Genomic DNA, 20,452 nt, shown 5'->3' with positions numbered 1-20,452 from the left:
GGCGGCACTATAAGTAGCGGGCGGATGCGCGATAATCCGGTTCAATCGGCACAGGCTGTACGGAATCCCGAACGATGGCGGCAGATCTGCAGGACCTCTTTGCGTTCCTGGCGGTGGTGCGGGCAGGCGGCTTCCGCGAAGGGGCGCGCGCGAGCGGCAGTTCCGCCTCCAGCCTGAGCGAGGCCGTGCGCCGGCTGGAAACGCGCCTGGGCGTGCGCCTGCTGAACCGCACGACCCGCAGCGTGCTGCCGACCGAGGCGGGCGCGCGCCTGGCCGAACGGCTCGTTCCCGCGCTCGGCGAGGTGCAGGCGGCGCTGGACGTGGTCAACCGCTTCCGCGACCGCCCGACCGGCACGCTCCGGCTCAACGTGCCGGCCACCGCCGCGCGCCTGGTGCTGCCGGCGATCGTCACCCCGTTCCTCAAGACCTACCCGGAGATCAAGCTGGAGGTCATCGTCGAGGACAGCTTCGTCGACATGCTGGCGGCCGGCTGCGATGCCGGCATCCGCTACGACGAGCGGCTGGAGCAGGACATGATCGCCGTGCCGATCGGCCCGCGCCAGCAGCGCTTCGCCACCGCCGCCGCACCCGGCTATCTCGACGCCAGGGGGCGGCCGCAGCATCCGCGCGATCTGCTCGGCCACGCCTGCCTGCGCGGGCAGTTCGCCAGCGGCGCCATCCCCGCGTGGGAGTTCGAGCGCGACGGCGAGGTCGTGCTGGTCGAACCGGGCGGCCCGTTGCTGGTCCGCCTGGGCGCGGCGGTGGACCTGGCCGTCGAGGCCGCGATCGGCGGCCTGGGCGTGATCCAGCTGTTCGAGGAATGGCTGCGCCCGCACCTGGACAGCGGCGCGCTCGAGCCGGTGCTGGAACCCTGGTGGCAGACCTTCAGCGGCCCGTTTCTGTACTACCCGGGGCGCCGCCATCTGCCGGCGCCGCTTCGCGCCTTCGTCGATTTCATCAAGGCGGGTTGATCGCAGCCCGACGCACGGCTGGCGTCGCCATGGAACCCTGGGCCGAGAAGCTGCCTTCCTCGGCCAGCCGGCGCCACGCTCTGCTTCCCGCAAGATTCCCCCCGCAGAGTCCTCGAGTTCCTGCATGCGCCAATGCCTGGTGGATGCTCTTTTCTCCATCATCCGCGCTCGGCTTGCGGCGTGCCGACGGTTGCGCGAAGACGTTCGCCAACCGGCCAGACGCCGGCTTCAGCGCCCGGATCGCGAACACGTCATGCCGGGATACGGGCTTTCCACGGTTTCATGCGCGGTACTGGCCAACACGCATGGCGCCCTTCGCTCCAGGGCGAAGGCACGCTCGGATCGATCTTTCGCCGGTCATGCAGGGCGACGTCGCTGCGAAGTCGGGAGCGCGGACAACGCGTTCCCGCCTAGCGACCGTCGCCAGCCACCTGCGGTGCCTGCTCGAAGCACGCGATCAACAGCTCGGTGAGCGCTCTGACCTTCAGCGAGGGGTGCTGGCCGGGTGGCCGGACGACATAGATGCCTGCCGGCGGCGGCGGATAGCGCGTCATGACCGCGACCAGCGCGCCGGACTTCACGTGCTCGTGGGTGATGCCGTCGGGCAGCCAGGCGATGCCGAGCCCGGCGATGGCGGCGGCGATGAGCGCGCTGCCGTTGTCGGCCTTGAAGCGACCTCGCGGATGCACGGTGACGGCCTGGCCGTCCTGCATGAACTGCCAGGATTCCGTTCCCTGCATCAGCGCTTCGTGGGCGAGCAGGTCCTGCGGCGTCTCGGGCGCGCCGTGCGCGTGGACATAGCCCGGGCTCGCGACGAGCTTTCCGTGGATCGGCCCGACACACCGCGCGACCAGGTTGGAGTCGGGGAGATAGCCGACGCGGATCGCGCAATCGAAGCCCTCCGCGACGATATCCACGAAACGATCGCTGTAGGACGTGTAGACGTGCAGCCGCGGGTGGCGCAGCGCCAGTTCCGCGAGCACCGAAGCGAAGTGGGTCGGACCGAAGGACAGCGGCGCGGCGATGCGCAGGCGGCCACGCAGGTCGCCGGTGGGCAGGATGCTGTCCCTGGCGGCGTCGATCTCGGCGCAGGCCCGGGCCGCGTGTTCGCGGAACGTGGCGCCGGCGTCGGTCAGCGCGGCGCCGCGCGTGGTGCGTGCAAGGAGCTGCACCCCCAGTTCCGCTTCCAGCCGGGCGAGCCGCCGGCTGACGATGGACTTGGCCAGGCCCAGGCGCCGCGCGGCGGGAGAAACGCCTCCGGCATCGGCCACTTCCACGAATGTGCGCAGTTCTTCGATGTCCAACGTTGCGTTCCCGATTGCGGTACAGCGTGGCACAAACGGCGCCGGTTCCCGCGTTCCCGAATCGGCGACACAGCTTGGCACGGCACGGCGCTACCGCGCCATGCCGGGGAATGACAAGGTTGGCCGCCGGGGCAGCGCCCCTTGGCGCAGGCCCTGCCACTCCACTTCAACCTAGGATGTATTCATGACTTTCCGTAACGGTCTTGCGTCGCTGCTGCGTCCAGAAGACTCGGTCCTCGTTCTGATCGACCACCAGCCTTACCAGCTCACGAACCTCAACAGCCATGATCCGCAGGCGGTGGTCAACAACGCGACCGCGCTGGCCAAGACCGCCAAGGCCTTCGGCGTGCCCACCATCCTGACCAGCGTGATCGCCGATCGCGGCGGCCTCATCTTCCCCCACATCACCGATGTGTTCCCCGGCCAGGCCGTGATCGACCGGACGCTCATCAACACCTGGGAGGACCGCAAGGTGGTGGACGCGGTCAAGGCGACGGGCCGCAAGCAACTGGTCATCGCCGGCTTGTGGACCGAGGTCTGCGTGGCGATGCCGGTCATCCATGCCCTCGGCGAAGGCTGGGACGTCACCGTCATCACCGATGCGTCCGGCGGCGTTTCCGTCGAAGCCCACCAGGTCGCCATCCAGCGCATGATCGCCGCCGGCGCGAACATGATGACGTGGCTGGCGCTGGCCGCCGAATGGCAGCGCGACTGGGCGCGTACCGAGCACGCCGCCGAGCTGACGGACGTGTTCAAGCAGCATGCCGCAGGCAGCGGCATCGCCTACCTGTGGGAGCAGCAACTGCTCAACACCCCGGTACCGCCCAGCGCAGGCTGATCCAGGCGGGGATGGCGAGCATGCGGGCGACCGGCTGCGAAAACGGCCTGCGCATTCGGGGGCTCGTCATCTCCCGCGCTCCAGGAAGACCGCGGTGGCCGAGAGCCGGGCGGTCGGCACAACCAGCGACATGCGCCGCGCCGCGCTCACCACCCGCAAGCCGTTGCCGCTGGCCGGTCGGGGTTCGCGCGCCGCCAGGGATTGGCCTGGCGCTGCTGAAGGCCGGAAGCGACGAACGGGAAAGCCGGCCTGGGCGGCGGCGGACGCCACCGCCTGGATCGCGAACCCGCCGTTCCGGTACCGATCGCCGCCCTCATCCGAGCTGGCTCAACGCCTCCACCAAGGCATCGATCTGGCGTACCGAGGTGAACACCGCCGGCGTCACCCGCACGCACGAGCCGGAATCCAATGCGTCGCGGGCCGTGGTGAAGATGCGGTAGCGCTCCAGCAGCGTCTTCTGCAGCGTGCGGTTGTCCTCGGGCGTGGCCCGGCCGCGCAGGCGGAACGAGGCGATGGCGCTGGTCAGGCGCGGATCCGGCGACGCCAGCACCTCCAGGTGCGGCATGCGGCGCGCGGCGTCGGTCCAGCGGTTGCGCAGCAGGCGCAGGCGCGCCTGCTTGCGCGCCGCGCCGATGCGCTGGTGCAGGTCGATGGCCTCGGGCACCGCCAGATACGCGGCGAAGTTGGACGTGCCGGTGTGCACGCGGCTGTCGGCCTTGCCGCTGTCGTCGTTGCCCATGTACGGATCGATGTCCTGCACCCGGCCGTTGCGGATGTACAGCGCGCCGACGCCGACCGGCGCGCCGATCCACTTGTGCAGGTTGATGCCGACGAAATCCGCCTGCAGGTCCGGCACCCGGTAGTCGAGCTGGCCGAACCCGTGCGCGGCATCCACGATCGCGTCGATCCCGCGCGCACGCGCCATCTGCGCGATCTGCGCCACCGGAATCACCAGTCCGTGGCGGTGGCTGACCTGGGTCAGCAGCACCAGCTTCAGGCGCGGCACGCGCTCGAACGCGGCCTGGTAGGCATCGAGGATCTGCTGGTGGGTGGGCACGTCCGGCAGCGCGATGCGATGCACCTGGACCTGGCGCCGCGGGCCGAGCCAGCGCATCGCGGCGATCATGCTGTCGTAGTCGATGTCGGCGTGCAGCACCGCATCGCCCGGCCGCAGCCGGTTGTAGCCGCCGATCAGCGCCTGCAGCGCTTCGGTGGCGCCGCGGGTGAAGGCGATCTCGTCCTCGCCCACGCCCAGCATCGCCGCCGCCGTGGCGCGCGCGGCCAGGTACTGCGGCGGGTACTGCACGCGCCCGTACCAGGCATTGCCGCGGTTGACCTCGGCGCTGTGGCGCTGGTACGCGGCGAGCACCTGGCGGCCCATGGCGCCCCAGTAGCCGTTCTCCAGATGGTTCACCTCGCCGGTGATGTCGTACTGGCCGGCCACCGCCGACCAGTAGGCCTCGTCGCCGGCCAGCTGCTCGGGCGGCAGCGTGGTGGCGGGCAATGCGGGTATCGCGCCGTCGGCCGCGCGCGCGGCCACGGCCAACCCCGTGGCCGGCAGCAACAGGCCGGCGCCGAGCAGCGCGCGTCGGTTGCGGTCCATCAGAAGTTCAACCGGTACTCGGCGTAGAGATTGGCGCCGTCGGTGTCGTAGGGCGCGTTGCGCGAGTAGATCAGGCCGCGGCTGGCCTGGAAGGTGGCCTCGTCCGGATAGCGGTCCAGCACGTTGTCGGCGCCGACGCGGATGGCGTGCATGCGGCCGATGCGATAGGTGACCGCCAGGTCCAGGAAGGCCATGTCGCCGAAGCGCTGGAAGATGTCGCCCACCGCGTTGCCCGACGAGTCGGTCCAGGCGCCGTAGTAGCGCACACGCCCGAGGAACGACCAGTCGCCGATCGCGTAGGTGCCGCTGAAGGTGGCCTTCTGCCGCGGCAGTTGCTGCTCGAAGATCGTGCGTTGGGTGGCGCTGGTGGCGACGCTGGTGCGGCCGCCGTCCACCTGGGTGCGGTTGTAGTTGTAGGCCAGAGTCAGGTCCAGGTCGCCGCCGCCCAGCGCGCGCGCGTAGCTGCCGACCACGTCCACGCCCTGGGTGGTGGTGTCGAAGTCGTTGGTGAAGTAGTTGACCGAGGTGAAGCCCAATGGATTGGCCACGCCGGCCGGCACCGCGAAGCTGGCCGAGGTGCTGAAGCGGTCGGTCAGTTTGATGTCGTAGATGTCCACCGAACCGGACAGCCCCTTCGCCGAGCGCCAGGTCAGGCCCAGCGACGCGGTGCGCGACTGCTCGGGTTTGAGCGCCCTTGCGCCCAACGCGATGGCCAACGGGTCGCTCGGCGAGAGCCGGCCGCTGGTGAACACCTGCAGCGTGCGGGTGTCCAGGCCCTGGGTGGTGCTGGTGGAGTTGAGCTGGCCCGGGGTGGGCGCGCGGAAGCCGGTGGAGATCGAGCCGCGCAGCGCCAGGTCGGGGGTGAATTCGAACCGGCTCGACAGCTTGCCGTCCACGCTCTGGCCGAACTCGGAGAAGTGCTCGTAGCGCGTGGCCGCACCCACCGTCCAGCGCGCGGTCACCGGCACTTCCACGTCGACGTAGGCGGCGTAGCTCTGCTGGCTCCAGTTGCCCGACTGCCGGTCGGAAAAGCCCGGCGCGCCGTTGGCGTTGGCTTCCAGGCCATCGGCCGCCCCCGGCCCGACCGCATACGAGGCCGGATCGCCGGCCTTCACCCGATAGGTCTCCTGCCGGTACTCGGTGCCGAAGGCCAGGTTGATCGGCCTGGCGAGCGCGGCCACCTCCCACTCGTAGTTGAAGTCGGCGTTGAGGTTCTTCTCCGCCTGCTGCAACCGGCCCAGGTAGAACGAGGTCGGGCTGTCCGGGCCCAGCGATGCGTTGAGCGAGTTGTCCAGCGTGTAGTCGCTGCGGTTGCGGCCGTACGCGGCGCTGACGTCCCAGCGCAACCGCTGCGCGATGTGCCCGCGGATGCCGCCTAGCAACTGGATATCGTCCTGCTCGTTGCCGTACTTCGGGCTGAAGCCGACCGGATAGACGCGGTCGGCCCTCCAGCCCGGATACACGACGCTGGCGCGATACACGCCGGTGGTGCTGTCGGGATTGCGCCAGTTGAAATCGGACACGCCCTCGCTTTCGCCGTACAGGCCGTACCCGTAGAGTTCGACGTCGTCGGCCACGAACGCGTTGGCGTTGAAGCCCACGCGCTTGCTCTCCAGGTCGGGCTGACCCCAGCGCTGCACCGGATCGGGCACGTCCAGTTGCGGATGCGCCGCCTGGAAGGCGATCGCGTCCGGACGCTGGCGCGTGCGCGAGGTCGCATCGGCGTTGCCGCCTTCGGCGAACAGGACCACGCTGCCGTAGTCGCCCAGCGCAAATCCGGTGCGCGCGGCGATCTCGCGCGCCGCGCCGTCCCCGGCCGCGTACTGCGAATACTTGGCGACCACTTCGGTGCCCGGCTGGTCTTCCAGGATGATGTTGATCACCCCGGCGATGGCGTCGGAGCCGTACTGCGCCGACGCGCCGTCGCGCAGCACTTCGATGCGCTTGATCGCGCTGACCGGGATCTGCGCCAGGTCCGCCGCCTGCGCGCCGCGCGCGCCCAGCAGCGCGGTGCGATGGAAGCGCCGGCCGTTGACCAGCACCAACGTCTGATCGGGCGACAGGCCGCGCAGCGTCGCCGGGCGCACGAACACCTGGCCATCGGCCATGGGCAGGCGCTGCACGACGAACGAGGGTACGAGCTGCGCCAGCACGTCCTTCAGGTCGGACGATTCGACCGCCTGGATCTCGTCCTTGCTGAAGACATCCACCGGCGCCAGCGTGTCGAACTGGGTGCGTCCCGAACCGCGCGTGCCGGTGACGATCACCGAGTCCAGCGTGGAAGGCGCCTTGGCCGCTGCGTCCGTCGAAGCCGGTTGCGTGGTGTCGCCCCTGTCGAGCGGAGCCGGCGCCGTCGCCGCGGCAGGGGCGGCGCCTGCCGCACCGGAATTCAGAACGAAAAGAACGGTAAGCGCCAACCGACTGCTCTGCACTGTGGTCTCCGAAGGACAAAGAGCAGGCATGGCCTTCGATGGCCATGCCCGAAAGAGTGCGCAGGATCGGCCGACAATGTGAATCTGTGATTACCCCGGCAATACGGCTTGCCGATGCGGCAGCCGGGTCGCATGGAGGCACGCGCTGCCGATGTCGCGGCGTTTGGATGCACGGGGCGGTGTCGGCCGGGCCATCGAGGGCCCGGCCGTCGCGTCATCGGTAAGGCGTGGCGCTGTCGCTCAGATAGTCGAGCAGCGCCTGTGGCATGTGGCCGACGGGGTCGCGCGGCGGTCGGTCGTTGCGCAGATCCAGGTAGAGCGCGATGGCGGCCAGCAGCGCCGAACGCACCGACGCTTCCTCGTGCGTGGCGACGGTCGCCGCCAGCTGCTCGCTCGACGGTTCCGGCGCCAGTTCCAGGCGCCTGACGCCGCGCTGCGGACGCCCGGCCCGACGATGCAGCATCGGCCCCAGCACCTGCTCGCGGAACAAGGCCAGCATCCCGATCGCCTCGAACAGTTCGCCCCGTGCGAGCTTCGTGGCGCCGTAGTGGAGCCAGATCCACGCCCTTTGCTCGAACCATTCCGGCGAGGCGTCCGGCCACGCAATGGCCGCGGCATCGAGCCGCGCCTGGATATGCTGGGGATCGCGCGCGAACACCATGGCCGGACGCTCGATGCGCCGGTCCAGGTCCGCCGCGGTCACGAACTTCAGGTCGACATGGAGCAACTCGGGCCATACAGGCAGATGAGCAGCCTCGGCTCGCCCACATGCTCTCCGCCGAAGGCCGACAGCAGGCCGCCGATCCGCGCGGCGAAATGCAGCCGCGACGCCATCACCTCATCGTACCGGTCCTCGTCGACCACGACCACGAAGTCCAGGTCCGAATGCCGATCGAAGCCGCCGTGGACATACGAACCGCCGGCCAGCAGCGCGGCCATCCGCGGGTCGCCGGCGACCGCGGCGCGGACCTTCTGCACAAACTCGCGATGCAACGCAGGAAGCGTGCTGGGCATAGTGGATCCTCCAAGCCAGCAGTCCAGGTTACCGAAGTTCCACCGCGGCGAACAAGCGCCGATACGGCCTTGGGCTCGGGAACGTAGCGCCTTGCATCGCTGGTCCATGGTCAGGCCGCCGGTACCGCCAGGCCCGCCGAGCGCTGGATCGTCATCCGCTTTTGGGCGAGCAACGGCGCGAGGACCGAAGCGCGCACATCCGGTGCCTGCTGCCGCGGGACGCAGCGGTTCGGGCGAGCACGCACGAAGCGCGCGCACGCCTGGTCCTGCGACGCTTGCACCGTGCGCGTTCCGGTCACGCGCGTGGCGGCCATCAGGCGCGGCCCGCATCCGCAAGGTGGCTACGCGTCGCCGGCCAATGCGATGATGGCCGCCCTCGATCGCCTGGGAGGGCACGATGCGCAGTGAGAAGGACAAGATGCTCGCCGGCGAGCCGTACCGGCCCGGCGACGCCCAGCTGCAGGCCGACCAGGCCGCGGCCAAGGCCTGGATGGTGCGCTACAACGCGGCGCTGGCCGAGCCGCCGGCACGGCGCCGCGAGCTGCTCGCCGAGCGCCTGGGCGCGGTCGGCGCCGGCGCGGTGGTGCGGCCGCCGTTCCATTGCGACTACGGCTACAACATCCACCTGGGCGAGGGCGTGTTCCTCAACTTCAACTGCGTGATCCTGGACGTGGCGCCGGTGCGCATCGGCGCCGGCACCCAGATCGGGCCGGCGGTGCAGCTCTACGCCGCCGACCACCCGCGCGACGCGGCGCAGCGCCAGGCCGGGCTGGAACTCGGCCGGCCGGTGACGATCGGCCGCAACGTGTGGATCGGCGGCGGCGCGATCGTCCTGCCCGGGGTGACCATCGGCGACGACGCGGTGATCGGTGCCGGCAGCGTGGTCACCCGCGACGTGCCCGCCGGCGCGCGCGTGGCCGGCAATCCGGCGCGGCCGCTGGCGCCATCGTCCGGAAATTGATCCGGGTCAAGGCGCGGCGTCCACGCCGGGTGTGCAATGGTGCCCATGCCGCGCAAGCGGCGTCACCGGAGCACGCACATGTACAAGCGCATTCTGATCGCCACCGACGGTTCCGAGCTGTCCAGCAAGGGCCTGCAGCAGGGGCTGGCGCTGGCCGCCCGGCTCGGCGCCGAAGTGGACATCGTCACCGTTTCCGAACCCTGGGCGATGGGCATGTACGACGCGATGGGCTGGAGCGTGGGCTACGAGGCCACCGCCGAGTACCGGCAGGACCGCGAGCAAGGCGCGCAGGCGATCCTCGGCCCGGCGCTTGAAGCGGCCGCGGCGGCCGGCGTGCCCGCGCACGGCTGCCATGTGCTCGACCGCTACGCCGCCGAAGGCATCATCGACATCGCCACCTCGCACCACAACGACCTGATCGTGATGACCTCGCACGGCCGCCGCGGCATGAGCCGGGTGCTGCTCGGCAGCCAGACCGCCGAGGTGCTGGCGCGCAGCCAGGTGCCGGTGCTGGTGATCCGCTGAGGACAGGGTTCCATTGCGCGCCGCGAGCGGCGGCGGCTCCTGTAGGAGCGGCTTCAGCCGCGACCGAAACCTTCCCCGCGCGACCGTTCCCGGCAAGATCCTGTCGCGGCTGAAGCCGCTCCTACAGGGAGCGGCGGCGGCTATTGCGCCGTCGCCGGCTCGGCCGCCGCATACACCGGCGCATCGTCGACCATCGAGGTCCGGCACAGTTCGCGGATGATCCGCCACATCGGGATGTAGGGGCCGCGGCGTTCCTCCTTGGGCGGGTGCGGCATCGCGCGGCACGCCTTGCGCCAGTGCGCCGGCGACATGCCGAAGCGCGCCTGGAACGCGCGCTGGAACTGGCGCTCGGACGCGAAGCCCATTTCGTACAGCAGCCAGGTGAGGCTGCATTCCGGATGCAGCTGCAGGTAGCGGTGCGCGGTGCGCAGGCGCTGCTCGCGGATGTAGCTGGCCACGCCGCCGCGCGACTGGAACAGCCGGTACAGCGTCGCGCGCGACAGGTGGAACGCCGCCAGCAGCGACTCGGTGCCCAGTTCCGGCTCGCCGATGTTCTCCTCGATGTAGGCCAGCAGGTCGATCAGCAGCGGTTCGTCGGCGACGGCGGGGCCGGCGCCCGGCAGCGGATGCACGCGCGGCAGGGAGGTCGGCACACGGGAAACGGTCATGTCGGCGCAGCTTTCGGCCCACCCCACGGGGCCTGTCCTGGGTACAACCGTGGGAAGCGGACGAAAGCCATCATCGCCGGCGCGTTTGTGCACCGGCGTAGACGCCGCCGCCGCGCTGAGACGAAATGTCGGGTGGCCCGCCGGGCGCGTTCCTAGACTCGCCGCATCGTGTGAAACGCGCCGCGCAGGCGTCAGGCGGCAGGGGACATGGCCGCTTGGCGCGGCGCCCGCGACTACCGGGCGCGGCCAACGGTTGCCGCGCCCAGGCGCAAGGGGAACGTGGAGGCGGAACGACGGCGGCGCGAGGGGAGCGCGCCGGCGGCCGCGTCGGCGTTGCGGGGACAGGCGGCGGCAGATGCGGGACCGGACTGCGGGGAACGCCGGCAGCCGGGTCGATGGGCTCAATCGGAGGCTAGGCAATGGCAAACAGTCAGAAATTCATCGCCCGCAATCGGGCGCCACGGGTACAGATCGAGTACGACGTGGAGGTCTACGGCGCGCAGAAGAAGGTGCAGATCCCGTTCGTGATGGGGGTGATGTCGGACCTGTCCGGCGCCAATGCCGGCGAGCTGCCGTCGCTGGAGGAACGCAAGGCGCTGGAGATCGATGTGGACAACTTCGACAGCCGCCTGCAGTCGATGCGCCCGCGCGCGCGCTTCAGCGTGCCCAACACGCTGACCGGCGAAGGCGAGCTCAGCGTGGACATCACTTTCGAGAGCATGGACGACTTCTCGCCGGCGGCGGTGGCGCGCAAGGTCGAGCCGCTGGCCAAGCTGCTCGAGGCGCGCACCCAGCTGGCCAACCTGGACACCTACATGGACGGCAAGGCCGGCGCCGAGAACCTGATCGCGCAGGCGCTGCGCGACCCGGCCCTGCTGCAGTCGCTGGTGTCGGCGGCCAAGCCCGAAACCGATCCGCAGGGGACCTGAGCCATGGCGACCGAACAACTGGCCGAAGCCGGCAGCGCCACCCAGACCCTGGAGGCGGGCGATTTCGCCGCGCTGCTGAACCGGGAATTCAAGCCCAAGAGCGAACGCGCCAAGGAAGAAGTGGAATCGGCGGTGCGCACCCTGGCCGAGCAGGTGCTCCGCCGCAGCGACGTGGTCAGCGAGGACGTGTCGCAGACGATCAAGGCCTACATCGCCGAGATCGACCGCAAGCTCAGCGAGCAGCTCAACCACATCCTGCACCACGCCGACATGCAACAGCTGGAAGGCGCCTGGCGCGGGCTGCACTACCTGGTCAGCAACACCGAGAGCGACCAGCAGCTGAAGATCCGCGTGCTCAACATCTCCAAGAAGGAGCTGGGCAAGGTGCTCAAGCGCTACAAGGGCACCGCCTGGGACCAGAGCCCGATCTTCAAGAAGGTCTACGAGCAGGAATACGGCCAGCTCGGCGGCGAGCCGTACGGCTGCCTGGTCGGCGACTACTACTTCGACCAGAGCCCGCCGGACGTGGAGCTGCTCAACGGCATCGCCCAGGTCGCCGCGGCCGCGCATGCGCCGTTCATCTCGGCGGTGTCGCCGCGGCTGATGGGCATGGACAACTGGAGCGAGCTGTCCAACCCGCGCGACCTGGCCAAGATCTTCTCCACCCCCGACTACGCCGCGTGGCGCTCGCTGCGCGAGTCGGAGGATGCCAAGTACATCGGCCTGGCGATGCCGCGCACGCTGTCGCGCCTGCCGTACGGCGCGTCCACCAACCCGGTGGAGGAGTTCGATTTCGAGGAGGAGACCGCCGGCGCCGACTCGTCCAAATACACCTGGCAGAACGCGGCCTATGCGATGGCGGTGAACATCAACCGCTCGTTCAAGCAGTACGGCTGGTGCTCGCGGATCCGCGGCATCGAGTCCGGCGGCGCGGTCGAGGGCCTGCCCACGCACACCTTCCCCACCGACGACGGCGGCGTGGACATGAAGTGCCCGACCGAGGTGGCGATCACCGACCGCCGCTCGGCCGAACTGGACAAGATGGGGCTGATGCCGCTGGTGCACCGCAAGAACTCGGACATGGCCGCGTTCATCAGCGCGCAGTCGCTCAACAAGCCCGACGAGTACGACGACCCGGACGCCACCGCCAACGCCGCGCTCGGCGCGCGCCTGCCGTACATGTTCGCCTGCTGCCGCTTCGCGCACTACCTCAAGTGCATCGTGCGCGACAAGATCGGCTCGTTCAGCGACCGCGAGCAGATGCAGGTGTGGCTGACCCGCTGGATCACCCAGTACATCGACGGCGATCCGTCCAACTCCAGCGAGGACACCAAGGCGCGCAAGCCGCTGGCCGCGGCCGAGGTGGTGGTGGAGGAAGTGGAAGGCGCGCCCGGCTACTACACCTCCAAGTTCTACCTCAAGCCGCACTACCAGCTGGAAGGGCTGACCGTGTCGCTGCGGCTGGTGTCGCGGCTGCCGTCGGCGGCCAAGGCCTGACCCGGCGCGTCCGCGCCACGGCGCCGGCGCGGCGACGCGCCGCGCGCCGACCCATCGTTGTTGCGTTTTCCATTACAGGAGCAGTTCCATGGCGTTCGACATGCACATCAAGTTCGGCAGCGGCAAGGTCAAGATCGAAGGCGCGTCCAACCACAAGAAGCACAAGGGCGAGGTGCCGATCCTGGCCTGGTCGTGGGGCGCGAGCAATTCCGGCGATCTGCACACCGGCGGCGGTTCGGCCAGCGGCGGCAAGGCGCACATCCAGGACATCTCCATCACCAAGTACGTCGATGGCTGTTCCAATGCGCTGCTGGATGCGGTGTGCACCGGCGCGCGGGTGGAGAACGCGTGGCTGTACGTCACCAACGCCACCGGCGAGCAGACCGACTTCCTGACCCTGGAACTGAGCGAAGGCGTGCTGGTCACCTCGCTGTCCACCGGCGGCTCGGGCGGCGAAGACCGGCTCACCGAGAACGTGACCCTGCACTTCGGCAAGTTCAAGTACAGCTTCCAGCCGCAGGACGACAAGGGCACGGCGCAGGGCGGGGCGAAGGAATTCACCTACGACATCCAGGGCGTCGCCAAGGCCTGACGGCCGCCACCCGGCCACGCGATCGGCACCGCCGCGACGGCGGCGCCGCGATCCCTTCTTCGTGCGGGCAGACCATGGACACCACTCCCGAACTGCTGCTGCGCCACGGTCGTCCCGACGAGGCGTTGAAGCTGCTGACCCAGCGCGTGCGCCAGCATCCGGCCGACGCGCGCCAGCGCGTGTTCCTGTTCCAGCTGCTGGCGGTGCTGGGGCAGTGGGAGCGCGCGCGCGCGCAGCTGGACGCGTGCCGCGAGCTGGACGCCGGCAACGCCGCGCTGGCCGGCACCTACGCCATCACCGTGCAGGCCGAGCGGCAACGCGCCGCGGTCTTCGCCGGGCGGGCGCTGCCGACCGTGCTCGGCGAACCGGACCCCTGGCTGGCGCACCTGCTGCAGGCGCTGAAGCTGTCGGCCGGCGGCGCCCATGCGCAGGCCGCCGCGTTGCGCGCCGAAGCGTTCGCGCAGGCCCCGGCGGCGGCCGGCACGCTCGACGACGATCGCTTCGACTGGATCGCCGATGCCGATCCGCGCTTCGGCCCGTGCCTGGAGCTGGTGGTCAACGGCGGCTATGCCTGGGTCCCGTTCGCCCACGTGCAGGCGCTGCGCTTCGAGGCGCCGGCCGACCTGCGCGACACGGTATGGGCGCCGGTGGCGGTGACCTGGCGCAACGGCGGCGAGGCGCTGGGCTTCGTGCCGGTGCGCTATCCCGGCACCGAACTGAGCGACGACGGCCAGCTGCTGCTGGCACGGCGCACCGACTGGAGCGGCGCCGACGGCGACACCGGCCTGGGCCAGCGCATGTGGGCCACCGACGGCGGCGACTATCCGCTGCTGGACGTGCGCCAGATCCTGTTCGATCCGACCTGAGCGGCGCGTGCGATGGCCGAACTCACCACCCAGGAACGGCTGCAGCCGTCGCTGCTGGACCGGCTCACCGACGAGGAGCCGCTGCGCCGCGAGGAGAGCCGCGAGCAGCGGGTGATCTCCGCCGCGCGCCTGCGCGAGTGCGTGATGCGCGACCTGTCGTGGCTGCTGAACTGCGTGAACCTGGCTACCGACCAGCCGCTCGACGCGTACCCGGAGGTGCGCCGCTCGGTGCTGAACTTCGGCATCCCCGACCTGGCCGGCGTGGCGATGTCCGGCATCGACGCGGCGGCGCTGCAGCAGCGCATCCGCGAGGCGATCGTGGCCTTCGAGCCGCGGCTCATCGCCGACACCCTGCGGGTGACCGTGCAGGCCGACGCGCGGCGCATGGACCGCCGCTCGCTGGTGTTCTTCATCGAATCGGAGATGTGGGCGCAGCCGTTGCCGCTGAACCTGTACCTGAAGACCGAACTGGACCTGGAGACCGGCCGTCTCGACGTGACCGAGGGGTACGCCTGACCATGGACCCGCGCCTGCTCGGCTACTACAACCGCGAACTGCAACACGTGCGCGAGATGGGCGGCGAGTTCGCGCGCGAGTTTCCCAAGATCGCCGGGCGCCTGGGCCTGGAAGGCTTCGAGTGCGCCGACCCGTACGTGGAGCGGCTGCTGGAAGGCTTCGCGTTCATGGCCGCGCGCGTGCAGCTCAAGCTCGATGCGCAGTACCCGGTGTTCACCCAGCACCTGCTGGAAATGGTCTACCCGCACTACCTGGCGCCGCTGCCGTCGATGGCGGTGGTGCAGTTGCAGCCGGACCCGAACGAAAGCGCGCTGGCCGCCGGGCACCTGGTGCCGCGGCATACCGCGCTGCGCAGCCTGGTCGCCGGCGGCGAACGCACCGCCTGCGAATACCGCACCGCGCACGCGGTGACGCTGTGGCCGCTGGCGCTGCGCGAGGCCAAGTACCTGGACACGCCGGCGGCGATCGCCGCGGCCGGGGTGGGCCTGCCGGCCGGCAGGCCGGTGCGCGCGGCGCTGCGGCTGCGTTTCGAAACCCTCGGCGGGGTGCAGGCTGGCATGCTGGCGCTGGACGCGCTGCCGCTGTTCATCGCTGGCGGCGACGAACTGCCCAAGCGCCTGTACGAACAGCTGCTCGGCAACGCCGCCGGGTTCCTGGTGCGCGGCCAGGACGCGTCGGGCGCGGGGCTGGAACTGCCACGCGGGCGCGAGGCGATCCGCGCGCGCGGCTTCGCCGACGACGAGGCGCTGATCCCCTACGACGGCCGCGCGTTCAGCGGCTACCGGCTGCTGCAGGAGTACTTCGCCTGCCCCGAGCGCTTCCTGTTCGCCGAACTGTGCGGGCTGCGCGCGGCACTGCGCCGGCTGCACGGCACCGCGTTCGAGGTCGTGGTGCTGCTGGAGCGCAGCGTGCCGAGCCTGGCGCAGGCGGTGAGCGCGGACAATTTCCGCCTGTTCTGCACGCCGGCGATCAACCTGTTCCCGCGCCGTGCCGACCGCGTGCACCTGGCGCCGGGCAAGACCGAATACCACGTGCTCGCCGACCGCACCCGGCCGATGGACTTCGAGATCCACAGCCTGGGCGAGGTCGAGGGCTTCGGCGACCGCCAGGAACCGGAGCAGCGCTTCCTGCCGTTCTACGGCGGCGACGCGCGCACCTGGCACGCGCGGCACGGCGCGTTCTACACGCTGCGCCGGGAGCCGCGGCTGCTGTCGGCGCGGCAGCGCCGGCAGGGCGCGCGCTCCAGCTACGTCGGCAGCGAGGTGTTCGTCAGCCTGGTCGATGCCGGCGACGGCGCCTACGCCACTTCGCTGCGCCAGCTCGGGTTGCAGCTGCTGTGCAGCAACCGCGACCTGCCGCTGCACATGCCGGTCGGCAAGGGCGTGACCGACTTCACCCTGGACGGCGGCGCGCCGGTGCGCAGCGTGCGCTGCGTGGCCGGGCCGACCAAGCCGCGCCCGGCGCTGGCCGGCGGCGAGACCGCCTGGCGCCTGCTCAGCCACCTGCAGCTGAACTACCTGTCGCTGTTCGAGGACGGCCAGGACGGCGCCGCCGCGCTGCGCGAGATGCTGACCCTGTACTGCGACCCGTTCGACGCCGCCGCGCTGCGCCAGATCGAGGGACTCAAGGCGGTGAGCGCGCGGCCGATCGTGCGGCGCATTCCCGCACCGGGCCCGATCACCTTCGGCCGCGGCCTGGAGATCACCCTGACCTGCGAGGACAGCGCCTTCGAAGGCACCGGCGCGTTCCTGCTGGGCGCGGTGATGCAGCACTTCTTCGCGCGCTACGTGTCGGTGAACTCGTTCGCCGAGACCGTGCTGCGCACCACCGAACGCAACGAGGTCGCGCGATGGCCCGCCCGGCCCGGCACGCGGCAGGTCCTGTGAGCGCCGCGGCGCTGCAGCGGGCGTTGCGCGAGCGGCCGCAGGACTTCGAGTTCTTCGCCGCGCTGCGCGCGCTCGAGCGCGCGCACCCGCAGCAGCCGCGGCTCGGCCATTCGACCCGGCCGGCCGACGACCCGGTGCGGCTGCGGCACACGCCGTCGCTGGCGTTCGCGCCGCGTTCGATCGACCGCTACGAGCCGGCCGCCGGCGACGCGCCGGCGCGCCTGTACGGGCTGTTCCTGGGCCTGTTCGGGCCCAACGCGCCGCTGCCGCTGCACCTGAGCGAATACGCGATCGAGCGCCGCAGCAACGCCAAGGACCCGACCCTGGCCGCGTTCGCCGACATCTTCCACCACCGCATGCTGAGCCTGTTCTACCGCGCCTGGGCCGACGCGCAGCCGACCGTGCACGCCGACCGCCCGCAGCAGGACCGCTTCCGCGGCTACCTGGACGCGCTGATCGGCATGGCCTCGCCGCACCTGCGCGAACGCGATGCGCTGCCCGACGATGCGCGGCGCCATTTCGCCGGCCGCCTGCTGCCGGTGGCGCGCAACGCCGAGGGCCTGCGCGGGCTGGTCGAGCAGCTGTTCGGGGTGCCGGTGCAGGTGATCGAGTTCGTCGCCGAATGGATGCGCCTGCCCGACGATGCGCACCTGCGCCTGGGCGCTTCGCCGCAGGTCGCCGGGCTCGGCCGCAGCAGCGTGCTCGGCGCGCACGCGCGCGGCGCGCAGCAGCGCTTCCGGCTGCGCCTGGGGCCGCTGCCGCGCAGCGCGTTCCAACGCTTCCTGCCCGGCGGGGAGGCGCTGCGCCAGCTGGCCGCGGCGGTGCGCAGCTACATCGGCGACGAGCACGGCTGGGACCTGCAACTGCTGCTCAAGTCCGACGAGGTGCCGGCGACCACGCTGGCGCGCGGCGGACGCCTGGGCCTGGACACGTGGCTCGGCCAGCGCAGCTGGGACATCGCCGACGCCGACGACGTGGTGCTGCGGCCGTCCGGCTGAGCGCTTTCCTTCCACCTCTCCACCGCATCCGCACGAGGAATCACCGCCATGGCCGAGATCAGTCGCAGCGCCCTGTTCGGCAAGCTCAACAAGCTCGCCTACCGCGGCATCGAAAGCGCCACCGTGTTCTGCAAGCTGCGCGGCAACCCGTACGTGGAACTGGTGCACTGGCTGCACCAGATCCTGCAGCTGCCCGACTCGGACCTGCACCGCATCGTCAAGCGCTTCGAGCTCAACCCATCGAACCTGGCGCGCGACGTGACCGAGGCGCTGGACCGGCTGCCGCGCGGCGCCAGCGGCGTCACCGACCTGTCCGGCACCGTCGAAGAGGCGGTGGAGCGCGGCTGGGTGTATGCCTCGCTCGGCTTCGGCGAGGCGCAGGTGCGCACCGGCTACCTGATCGTCGGCGTGCTCAGCGTGCGCACTCTGCGAAATGCGCTGGTCGGCATCTCCAGGGAGTTCGAGAAGATCAAGCCGGAGGCGCTGAGCGAGCGCTTCGCCGACATCGTCGCCGGTTCGCCGGAGGACGGCCTGCTGCCCAGCGACGGCTTCCGGCTCGGCGACGCCGGCACGCCGGGCGAGGCCAGCGGCGCGATCGCCCCGGCGGCGATGGGCAAGCAGGAGGCGCTGAAGAAGTTCACCACCGACCTGACCGCGCAGGCGCGCGACGGCAAGCTCGACCCGATCATCGGCCGCGACGACGAGATCCGCCAGGTGGTCGACATCCTGATGCGGCGCCGGCAGAACAACCCGATCCTGGTCGGCGAGGCCGGCGTCGGCAAGACCGCGGTGGTCGAGGGCCTGGCCCAGCGCATCGCCCGCGGCGACGTGCCGCCGGCGCTGAAGGAGGTGGAGCTGCGCGCGCTGGACGTGGGCCTGCTGCAGGCCGGCGCCAGCATGAAGGGCGAGTTCGAACAGCGCCTGCGCGCGGTGATCGACGAAGTGCAGGCCAGCGCCAGGCCGATCATCCTGTTCGTCGACGAGACCCACACCCTGGTCGGCGCAGGCGGCGCGGCCGGCACCGGCGATGCGGCCAACCTGCTCAAGCCGGCGCTGGCGCGCGGCACCTTGCGCACCGTCGGCGCCACCACCTGGGCCGAGTACAAGAAGTACATCGAAAAGGACCCCGCGCTGACCCGCCGTTTCCAGGCGGTGCAGGTGGACGAGCCGGACGAGGCCAAGGCGGTGCTGATGATGCGCGGCGTGGCCAGCACCATGGAGCGGCACCACCAGGTGCAGATCCTGGACGAGGCGCTGGAGGCGGCGGTCAGGCTCAGCCACCGCTACATCCCGGCGCGGCAGCTGCCGGACAAGTCGGTGAGCCTGCTCGACACCGCCTGCGCGCGCGTGGCGGTGAGCCTGCACGCCACTCCGGCCGACGTGGACGACAGCCGCCGCCGCATCGAATCGCTGCAGACCGAACGCGGCATCATCGAGCGCGAACGCGCCATCGGCATCGGCGTGGACGAACGCGATGCGGCGTGCCGCGCGCTGCTTGGCGCCGAGCAGGCGCGCCTGGCCGAACTGGAGCAGCGCTGGGGCGCGGAGAAGGCCCTGGTCGACGAACTGCTGGCGCTGCGCGCGCAGCTGCGCGCCGGCACCGCACCGATCGAAGGCACCGGCAGCCCGCTGGAAGCGGCCGCGCAGACGCTCGCGCAGCAGGCCCCGGCGCAGCAGATGCAGGAGATGCCGGCGCCCGGCGGCATGCAGGACGACGAGCGCGGCGCGCTGCTGGCGCGGCTGCGCCAGGTGCAGGCGGAACTGGGCGCGCTGCAGGGCGAGAGCCCGCTGATCCTGCCCACCGTGGACTACCAGGCGGTGGCCGCGGTGGTCGCCGACTGGACCGGCATCCCGGTCGGGCGCATGGCGCGCAACGAGATCGACACCGTGCTGCGCCTGCCCGAGCTGCTGGCCAAGCGCGTGATCGGCCAGGACCACGCCATGGCGATGATCGCCAAGCGCATCCAGACCACCCGCGCCGGGCTGGACAACCCGCACAAGCCGATCGGCGTGTTCATGCTCGCCGGCACCTCCGGCGTCGGCAAGACCGAGACTGCGCTGGCGCTGGCCGAGGCGCTGTACGGCGGCGAGCAGAACCTGATCACCATCAACATGAGCGAGTACCAGGAAGCGCACACCGTGTCCTCGCTCAAGGGCGCGCCTCCCGGCTACGTCGGCTACGGCGAAGGCGGCGTGCTCACCGAAGCGGTGCGCCGCAAGCCGTACTCGGTGGTGCTGCTGGACGAGGTGGAGAAGGCGCATCCGGACGTGCACGAGCTGTTCTTCCAGGTGTTCGACAAGGGCGTGATGGAAGACGGCGAAGGCCGCCGCATCGATTTCCGCAACACGCTGATCCTGCTCACCACCAACGCCGGCACCGAGCTGATCGCCAGCCTGTGCAAGGACCCGGAACTGATGCCGGACCCGGACGGCATGGCCAAGGCGCTGCGCGAGCCGCTGCTGAAGATCTTCCCGCCGGCGCTGCTCGGCCGGCTGGTGGCGATCCCGTACTACCCGCTGTCCGACGCGATGCTCGGGCAGATCGTCAGGCTGCAGCTGGACCGGATCAAGCGGCGCGTGGAAGCCCGCTACAAGATCCCGTTCGATTACGACGAGGACGTGGTGAAGCTGGTGGTCAGCCGCTGCACCGAGAGCGAATCGGGCGGGCGGATGATCGATGCGATCCTGACCAATTCGATGTTGCCGGAGATTTCGCGGGAGTTCTTGAATCGGATGATCGCGGGAGTACCCATCGAGCGTACCCGGATGGGTGTGGAAGGCGGCGAGCTCTCCTATCAATTCTGATGCCGCTCGATGTGCCCTATTCCAAGGAGGTGACCCGTGGCAAGGTG

Annotated in this window: 18 protein-coding genes and 1 pseudogene; 12 read left to right on the top strand and 7 right to left on the bottom strand. The window is 70.5% G+C overall.

The genetic code is table 11. The annotated features are described in order from the left end of the window. Positions 1-74: 74 nt before the first annotated feature. Positions 75-971 carry a LysR family transcriptional regulator gene (locus tag JR065_RS02380; protein ID WP_206231745.1) on the top strand — a complete coding sequence of 299 codons (897 nt, stop codon included), beginning with the start codon at positions 75-77 and terminating at the stop codon, positions 969-971. 410 nt (positions 972-1,381) lie between these two features. Here JR065_RS02380 and JR065_RS02375 read toward each other — a convergent pair whose 3' ends face one another. Next, a complete protein-coding gene (locus JR065_RS02375) occupies positions 1,382-2,275 on the bottom strand; it encodes a LysR family transcriptional regulator (protein ID WP_206231743.1) in 894 nt (297 codons plus the stop codon). A gap of 184 nt (positions 2,276-2,459) precedes the next feature. On the opposite strand from JR065_RS02375, the gene JR065_RS02370 reads away from it, so the two are divergent. After that, positions 2,460-3,113, top strand: a complete 654-nt coding sequence (locus JR065_RS02370) for a hydrolase (RefSeq protein ID WP_206231742.1) — start codon at positions 2,460-2,462, stop codon at positions 3,111-3,113. A 313-nt stretch (positions 3,114-3,426) separates the two neighbouring features. Here the strand turns inward: JR065_RS02370 and JR065_RS02365 are convergent, their stop codons facing one another. The 5 genes from JR065_RS02365 to JR065_RS02345 form a co-directional block, all read right to left on the bottom strand. Next, positions 3,427-4,716 (bottom strand): aminotransferase class V-fold PLP-dependent enzyme, encoded by a 1,290-nt coding sequence (locus tag JR065_RS02365; RefSeq protein WP_206231740.1) that lies wholly within the window; start codon positions 4,714-4,716, stop codon positions 3,427-3,429. Then, the gene (locus JR065_RS02360; RefSeq protein WP_241093318.1) at positions 4,716-7,178 is read right to left on the bottom strand and encodes a TonB-dependent receptor plug domain-containing protein; all 2,463 of its coding nucleotides are present in this window, start codon (positions 7,176-7,178) and stop codon (positions 4,716-4,718) included. The genes JR065_RS02365 and JR065_RS02360 overlap by 1 nt, the downstream gene beginning before the upstream one ends. A 184-nt stretch (positions 7,179-7,362) precedes the next feature. Next, the gene (locus tag JR065_RS02355) at positions 7,363-7,851 is read right to left on the bottom strand and encodes a hypothetical protein (protein WP_206231737.1); all 489 of its coding nucleotides are present in this window, start codon (positions 7,849-7,851) and stop codon (positions 7,363-7,365) included. Positions 7,852-7,856: 5 nt separating this feature from the next. Continuing rightward, a complete protein-coding gene (locus JR065_RS02350) occupies positions 7,857-8,162 on the bottom strand; it encodes a nucleotidyltransferase domain-containing protein (RefSeq protein ID WP_206231736.1) in 306 nt (101 codons plus the stop codon). Positions 8,163-8,272: 110 nt separating this feature from the next. Continuing rightward, positions 8,273-8,476, bottom strand: coding sequence for a hypothetical protein (locus tag JR065_RS02345; RefSeq protein ID WP_206231734.1), 204 nt, complete (start codon positions 8,474-8,476; stop codon positions 8,273-8,275). A gap of 83 nt (positions 8,477-8,559) precedes the next feature. Between JR065_RS02345 and JR065_RS02340 the strand changes: the two genes are divergently transcribed. After that, a complete protein-coding gene (locus JR065_RS02340; RefSeq protein WP_206231732.1) occupies positions 8,560-9,123 on the top strand; it encodes a maltose acetyltransferase domain-containing protein in 564 nt (187 codons plus the stop codon). A 78-nt stretch (positions 9,124-9,201) separates the two neighbouring features. Further along, positions 9,202-9,648 carry a universal stress protein gene (locus tag JR065_RS02335; RefSeq protein ID WP_206231731.1) on the top strand — a complete coding sequence of 149 codons (447 nt, stop codon included), beginning with the start codon at positions 9,202-9,204 and terminating at the stop codon, positions 9,646-9,648. Positions 9,649-9,797: 149 nt separating this feature from the next. Here the strand turns inward: JR065_RS02335 and JR065_RS02330 are convergent. Continuing rightward, positions 9,798-10,316: pseudogene (locus JR065_RS02330) on the bottom strand (helix-turn-helix transcriptional regulator); the annotation flags it as partial. Positions 10,317-10,735: 419 nt separating this feature from the next. Here JR065_RS02330 and tssB point away from each other — a divergent pair. The 8 genes from tssB (at position 10,736) to tssH (ending at position 20,405) form a co-directional block, all read left to right on the top strand. Continuing rightward, the gene (tssB, locus tag JR065_RS02325) at positions 10,736-11,245 is read left to right on the top strand and encodes a type VI secretion system contractile sheath small subunit (RefSeq protein ID WP_206231728.1); all 510 of its coding nucleotides are present in this window, start codon (positions 10,736-10,738) and stop codon (positions 11,243-11,245) included. A 3-nt stretch (positions 11,246-11,248) separates the two neighbouring features. Beyond that, a complete protein-coding gene (gene tssC, locus JR065_RS02320; RefSeq protein WP_206231726.1) occupies positions 11,249-12,742 on the top strand; it encodes a type VI secretion system contractile sheath large subunit in 1,494 nt (497 codons plus the stop codon). An 88-nt stretch (positions 12,743-12,830) separates the two neighbouring features. Further along, on the top strand, positions 12,831-13,334 hold the full coding sequence (locus tag JR065_RS02315; RefSeq protein WP_184414202.1) for an Hcp family type VI secretion system effector: 504 nt from the start codon (positions 12,831-12,833) through the stop codon (positions 13,332-13,334). A gap of 74 nt (positions 13,335-13,408) precedes the next feature. Beyond that, entirely contained in the window at positions 13,409-14,200 is a 792-nt protein-coding gene (locus JR065_RS02310; protein WP_206231724.1) for a type VI secretion system accessory protein TagJ, read from the top strand. A gap of 12 nt (positions 14,201-14,212) precedes the next feature. Next, positions 14,213-14,716, top strand: coding sequence for a type VI secretion system baseplate subunit TssE (tssE, locus tag JR065_RS02305; RefSeq protein WP_206231723.1), 504 nt, complete (start codon positions 14,213-14,215; stop codon positions 14,714-14,716). A 2-nt stretch (positions 14,717-14,718) separates the two neighbouring features. Then, entirely contained in the window at positions 14,719-16,602 is a 1,884-nt protein-coding gene (tssF, locus tag JR065_RS02300) for a type VI secretion system baseplate subunit TssF (protein WP_206231721.1), read from the top strand. Beyond that, positions 16,566-17,600 (top strand): type VI secretion system baseplate subunit TssG, encoded by a 1,035-nt coding sequence (gene tssG / locus JR065_RS02295; protein WP_206231719.1) that lies wholly within the window; start codon positions 16,566-16,568, stop codon positions 17,598-17,600. Before tssF ends, tssG begins: the two co-directional genes overlap by 37 nt. 48 nt (positions 17,601-17,648) lie before the next feature. Further along, the gene (gene tssH, locus JR065_RS02290; protein WP_206231717.1) at positions 17,649-20,405 is read left to right on the top strand and encodes a type VI secretion system ATPase TssH; all 2,757 of its coding nucleotides are present in this window, start codon (positions 17,649-17,651) and stop codon (positions 20,403-20,405) included. The last annotated feature ends 47 nt before the right edge of the window (positions 20,406-20,452 follow it).

This window comes from Xanthomonas sp., from assembly GCF_017163755.1.
GTDB lineage: Bacteria > Pseudomonadota > Gammaproteobacteria > Xanthomonadales > Xanthomonadaceae > Xanthomonas_A.
The sequence above is the reverse complement of the archived record's forward strand: the minus strand, read 5'-3'. Positions and strand labels throughout refer to the sequence as shown.

Bases quoted from the DNA above. Each gene is read 5' to 3' on its own strand.
- tssB (WP_206231728.1), top strand. From the start codon at position 10,736: ATGGCAAACAGTCAGAAATTCATCGCCCGCAATCGGGCGCCACGGGTA.
- JR065_RS02335 (WP_206231731.1), top strand. From the start codon at position 9,202: ATGTACAAGCGCATTCTGATCGCCACCGACGGTTCCGAGCTGTCCAGC.
- JR065_RS02370 (WP_206231742.1), top strand. From the start codon at position 2,460: ATGACTTTCCGTAACGGTCTTGCGTCGCTGCTGCGTCCAGAAGACTCG.
- tssC (WP_206231726.1), top strand. From the start codon at position 11,249: ATGGCGACCGAACAACTGGCCGAAGCCGGCAGCGCCACCCAGACCCTG.
- JR065_RS02310 (WP_206231724.1), top strand. From the start codon at position 13,409: ATGGACACCACTCCCGAACTGCTGCTGCGCCACGGTCGTCCCGACGAG.
- JR065_RS02315 (WP_184414202.1), top strand. From the start codon at position 12,831: ATGGCGTTCGACATGCACATCAAGTTCGGCAGCGGCAAGGTCAAGATC.
- JR065_RS02380 (WP_206231745.1), top strand. From the start codon at position 75: ATGGCGGCAGATCTGCAGGACCTCTTTGCGTTCCTGGCGGTGGTGCGG.
- tssG (WP_206231719.1), top strand. From the start codon at position 16,566: ATGGCCCGCCCGGCCCGGCACGCGGCAGGTCCTGTGAGCGCCGCGGCG.
- JR065_RS02340 (WP_206231732.1), top strand. From the start codon at position 8,560: ATGCGCAGTGAGAAGGACAAGATGCTCGCCGGCGAGCCGTACCGGCCC.
- JR065_RS02360 (WP_241093318.1), bottom strand. From the start codon at position 7,178: ATGCCTGCTCTTTGTCCTTCGGAGACCACAGTGCAGAGCAGTCGGTTG.
- tssF (WP_206231721.1), top strand. From the start codon at position 14,719: ATGGACCCGCGCCTGCTCGGCTACTACAACCGCGAACTGCAACACGTG.
- JR065_RS02365 (WP_206231740.1), bottom strand. From the start codon at position 4,716: ATGGACCGCAACCGACGCGCGCTGCTCGGCGCCGGCCTGTTGCTGCCG.
- JR065_RS02350 (WP_206231736.1), bottom strand. From the start codon at position 8,162: ATGCCCAGCACGCTTCCTGCGTTGCATCGCGAGTTTGTGCAGAAGGTC.
- tssE (WP_206231723.1), top strand. From the start codon at position 14,213: ATGGCCGAACTCACCACCCAGGAACGGCTGCAGCCGTCGCTGCTGGAC.
- tssH (WP_206231717.1), top strand. From the start codon at position 17,649: ATGGCCGAGATCAGTCGCAGCGCCCTGTTCGGCAAGCTCAACAAGCTC.
- JR065_RS02345 (WP_206231734.1), bottom strand. From the start codon at position 8,476: ATGGCCGCCACGCGCGTGACCGGAACGCGCACGGTGCAAGCGTCGCAG.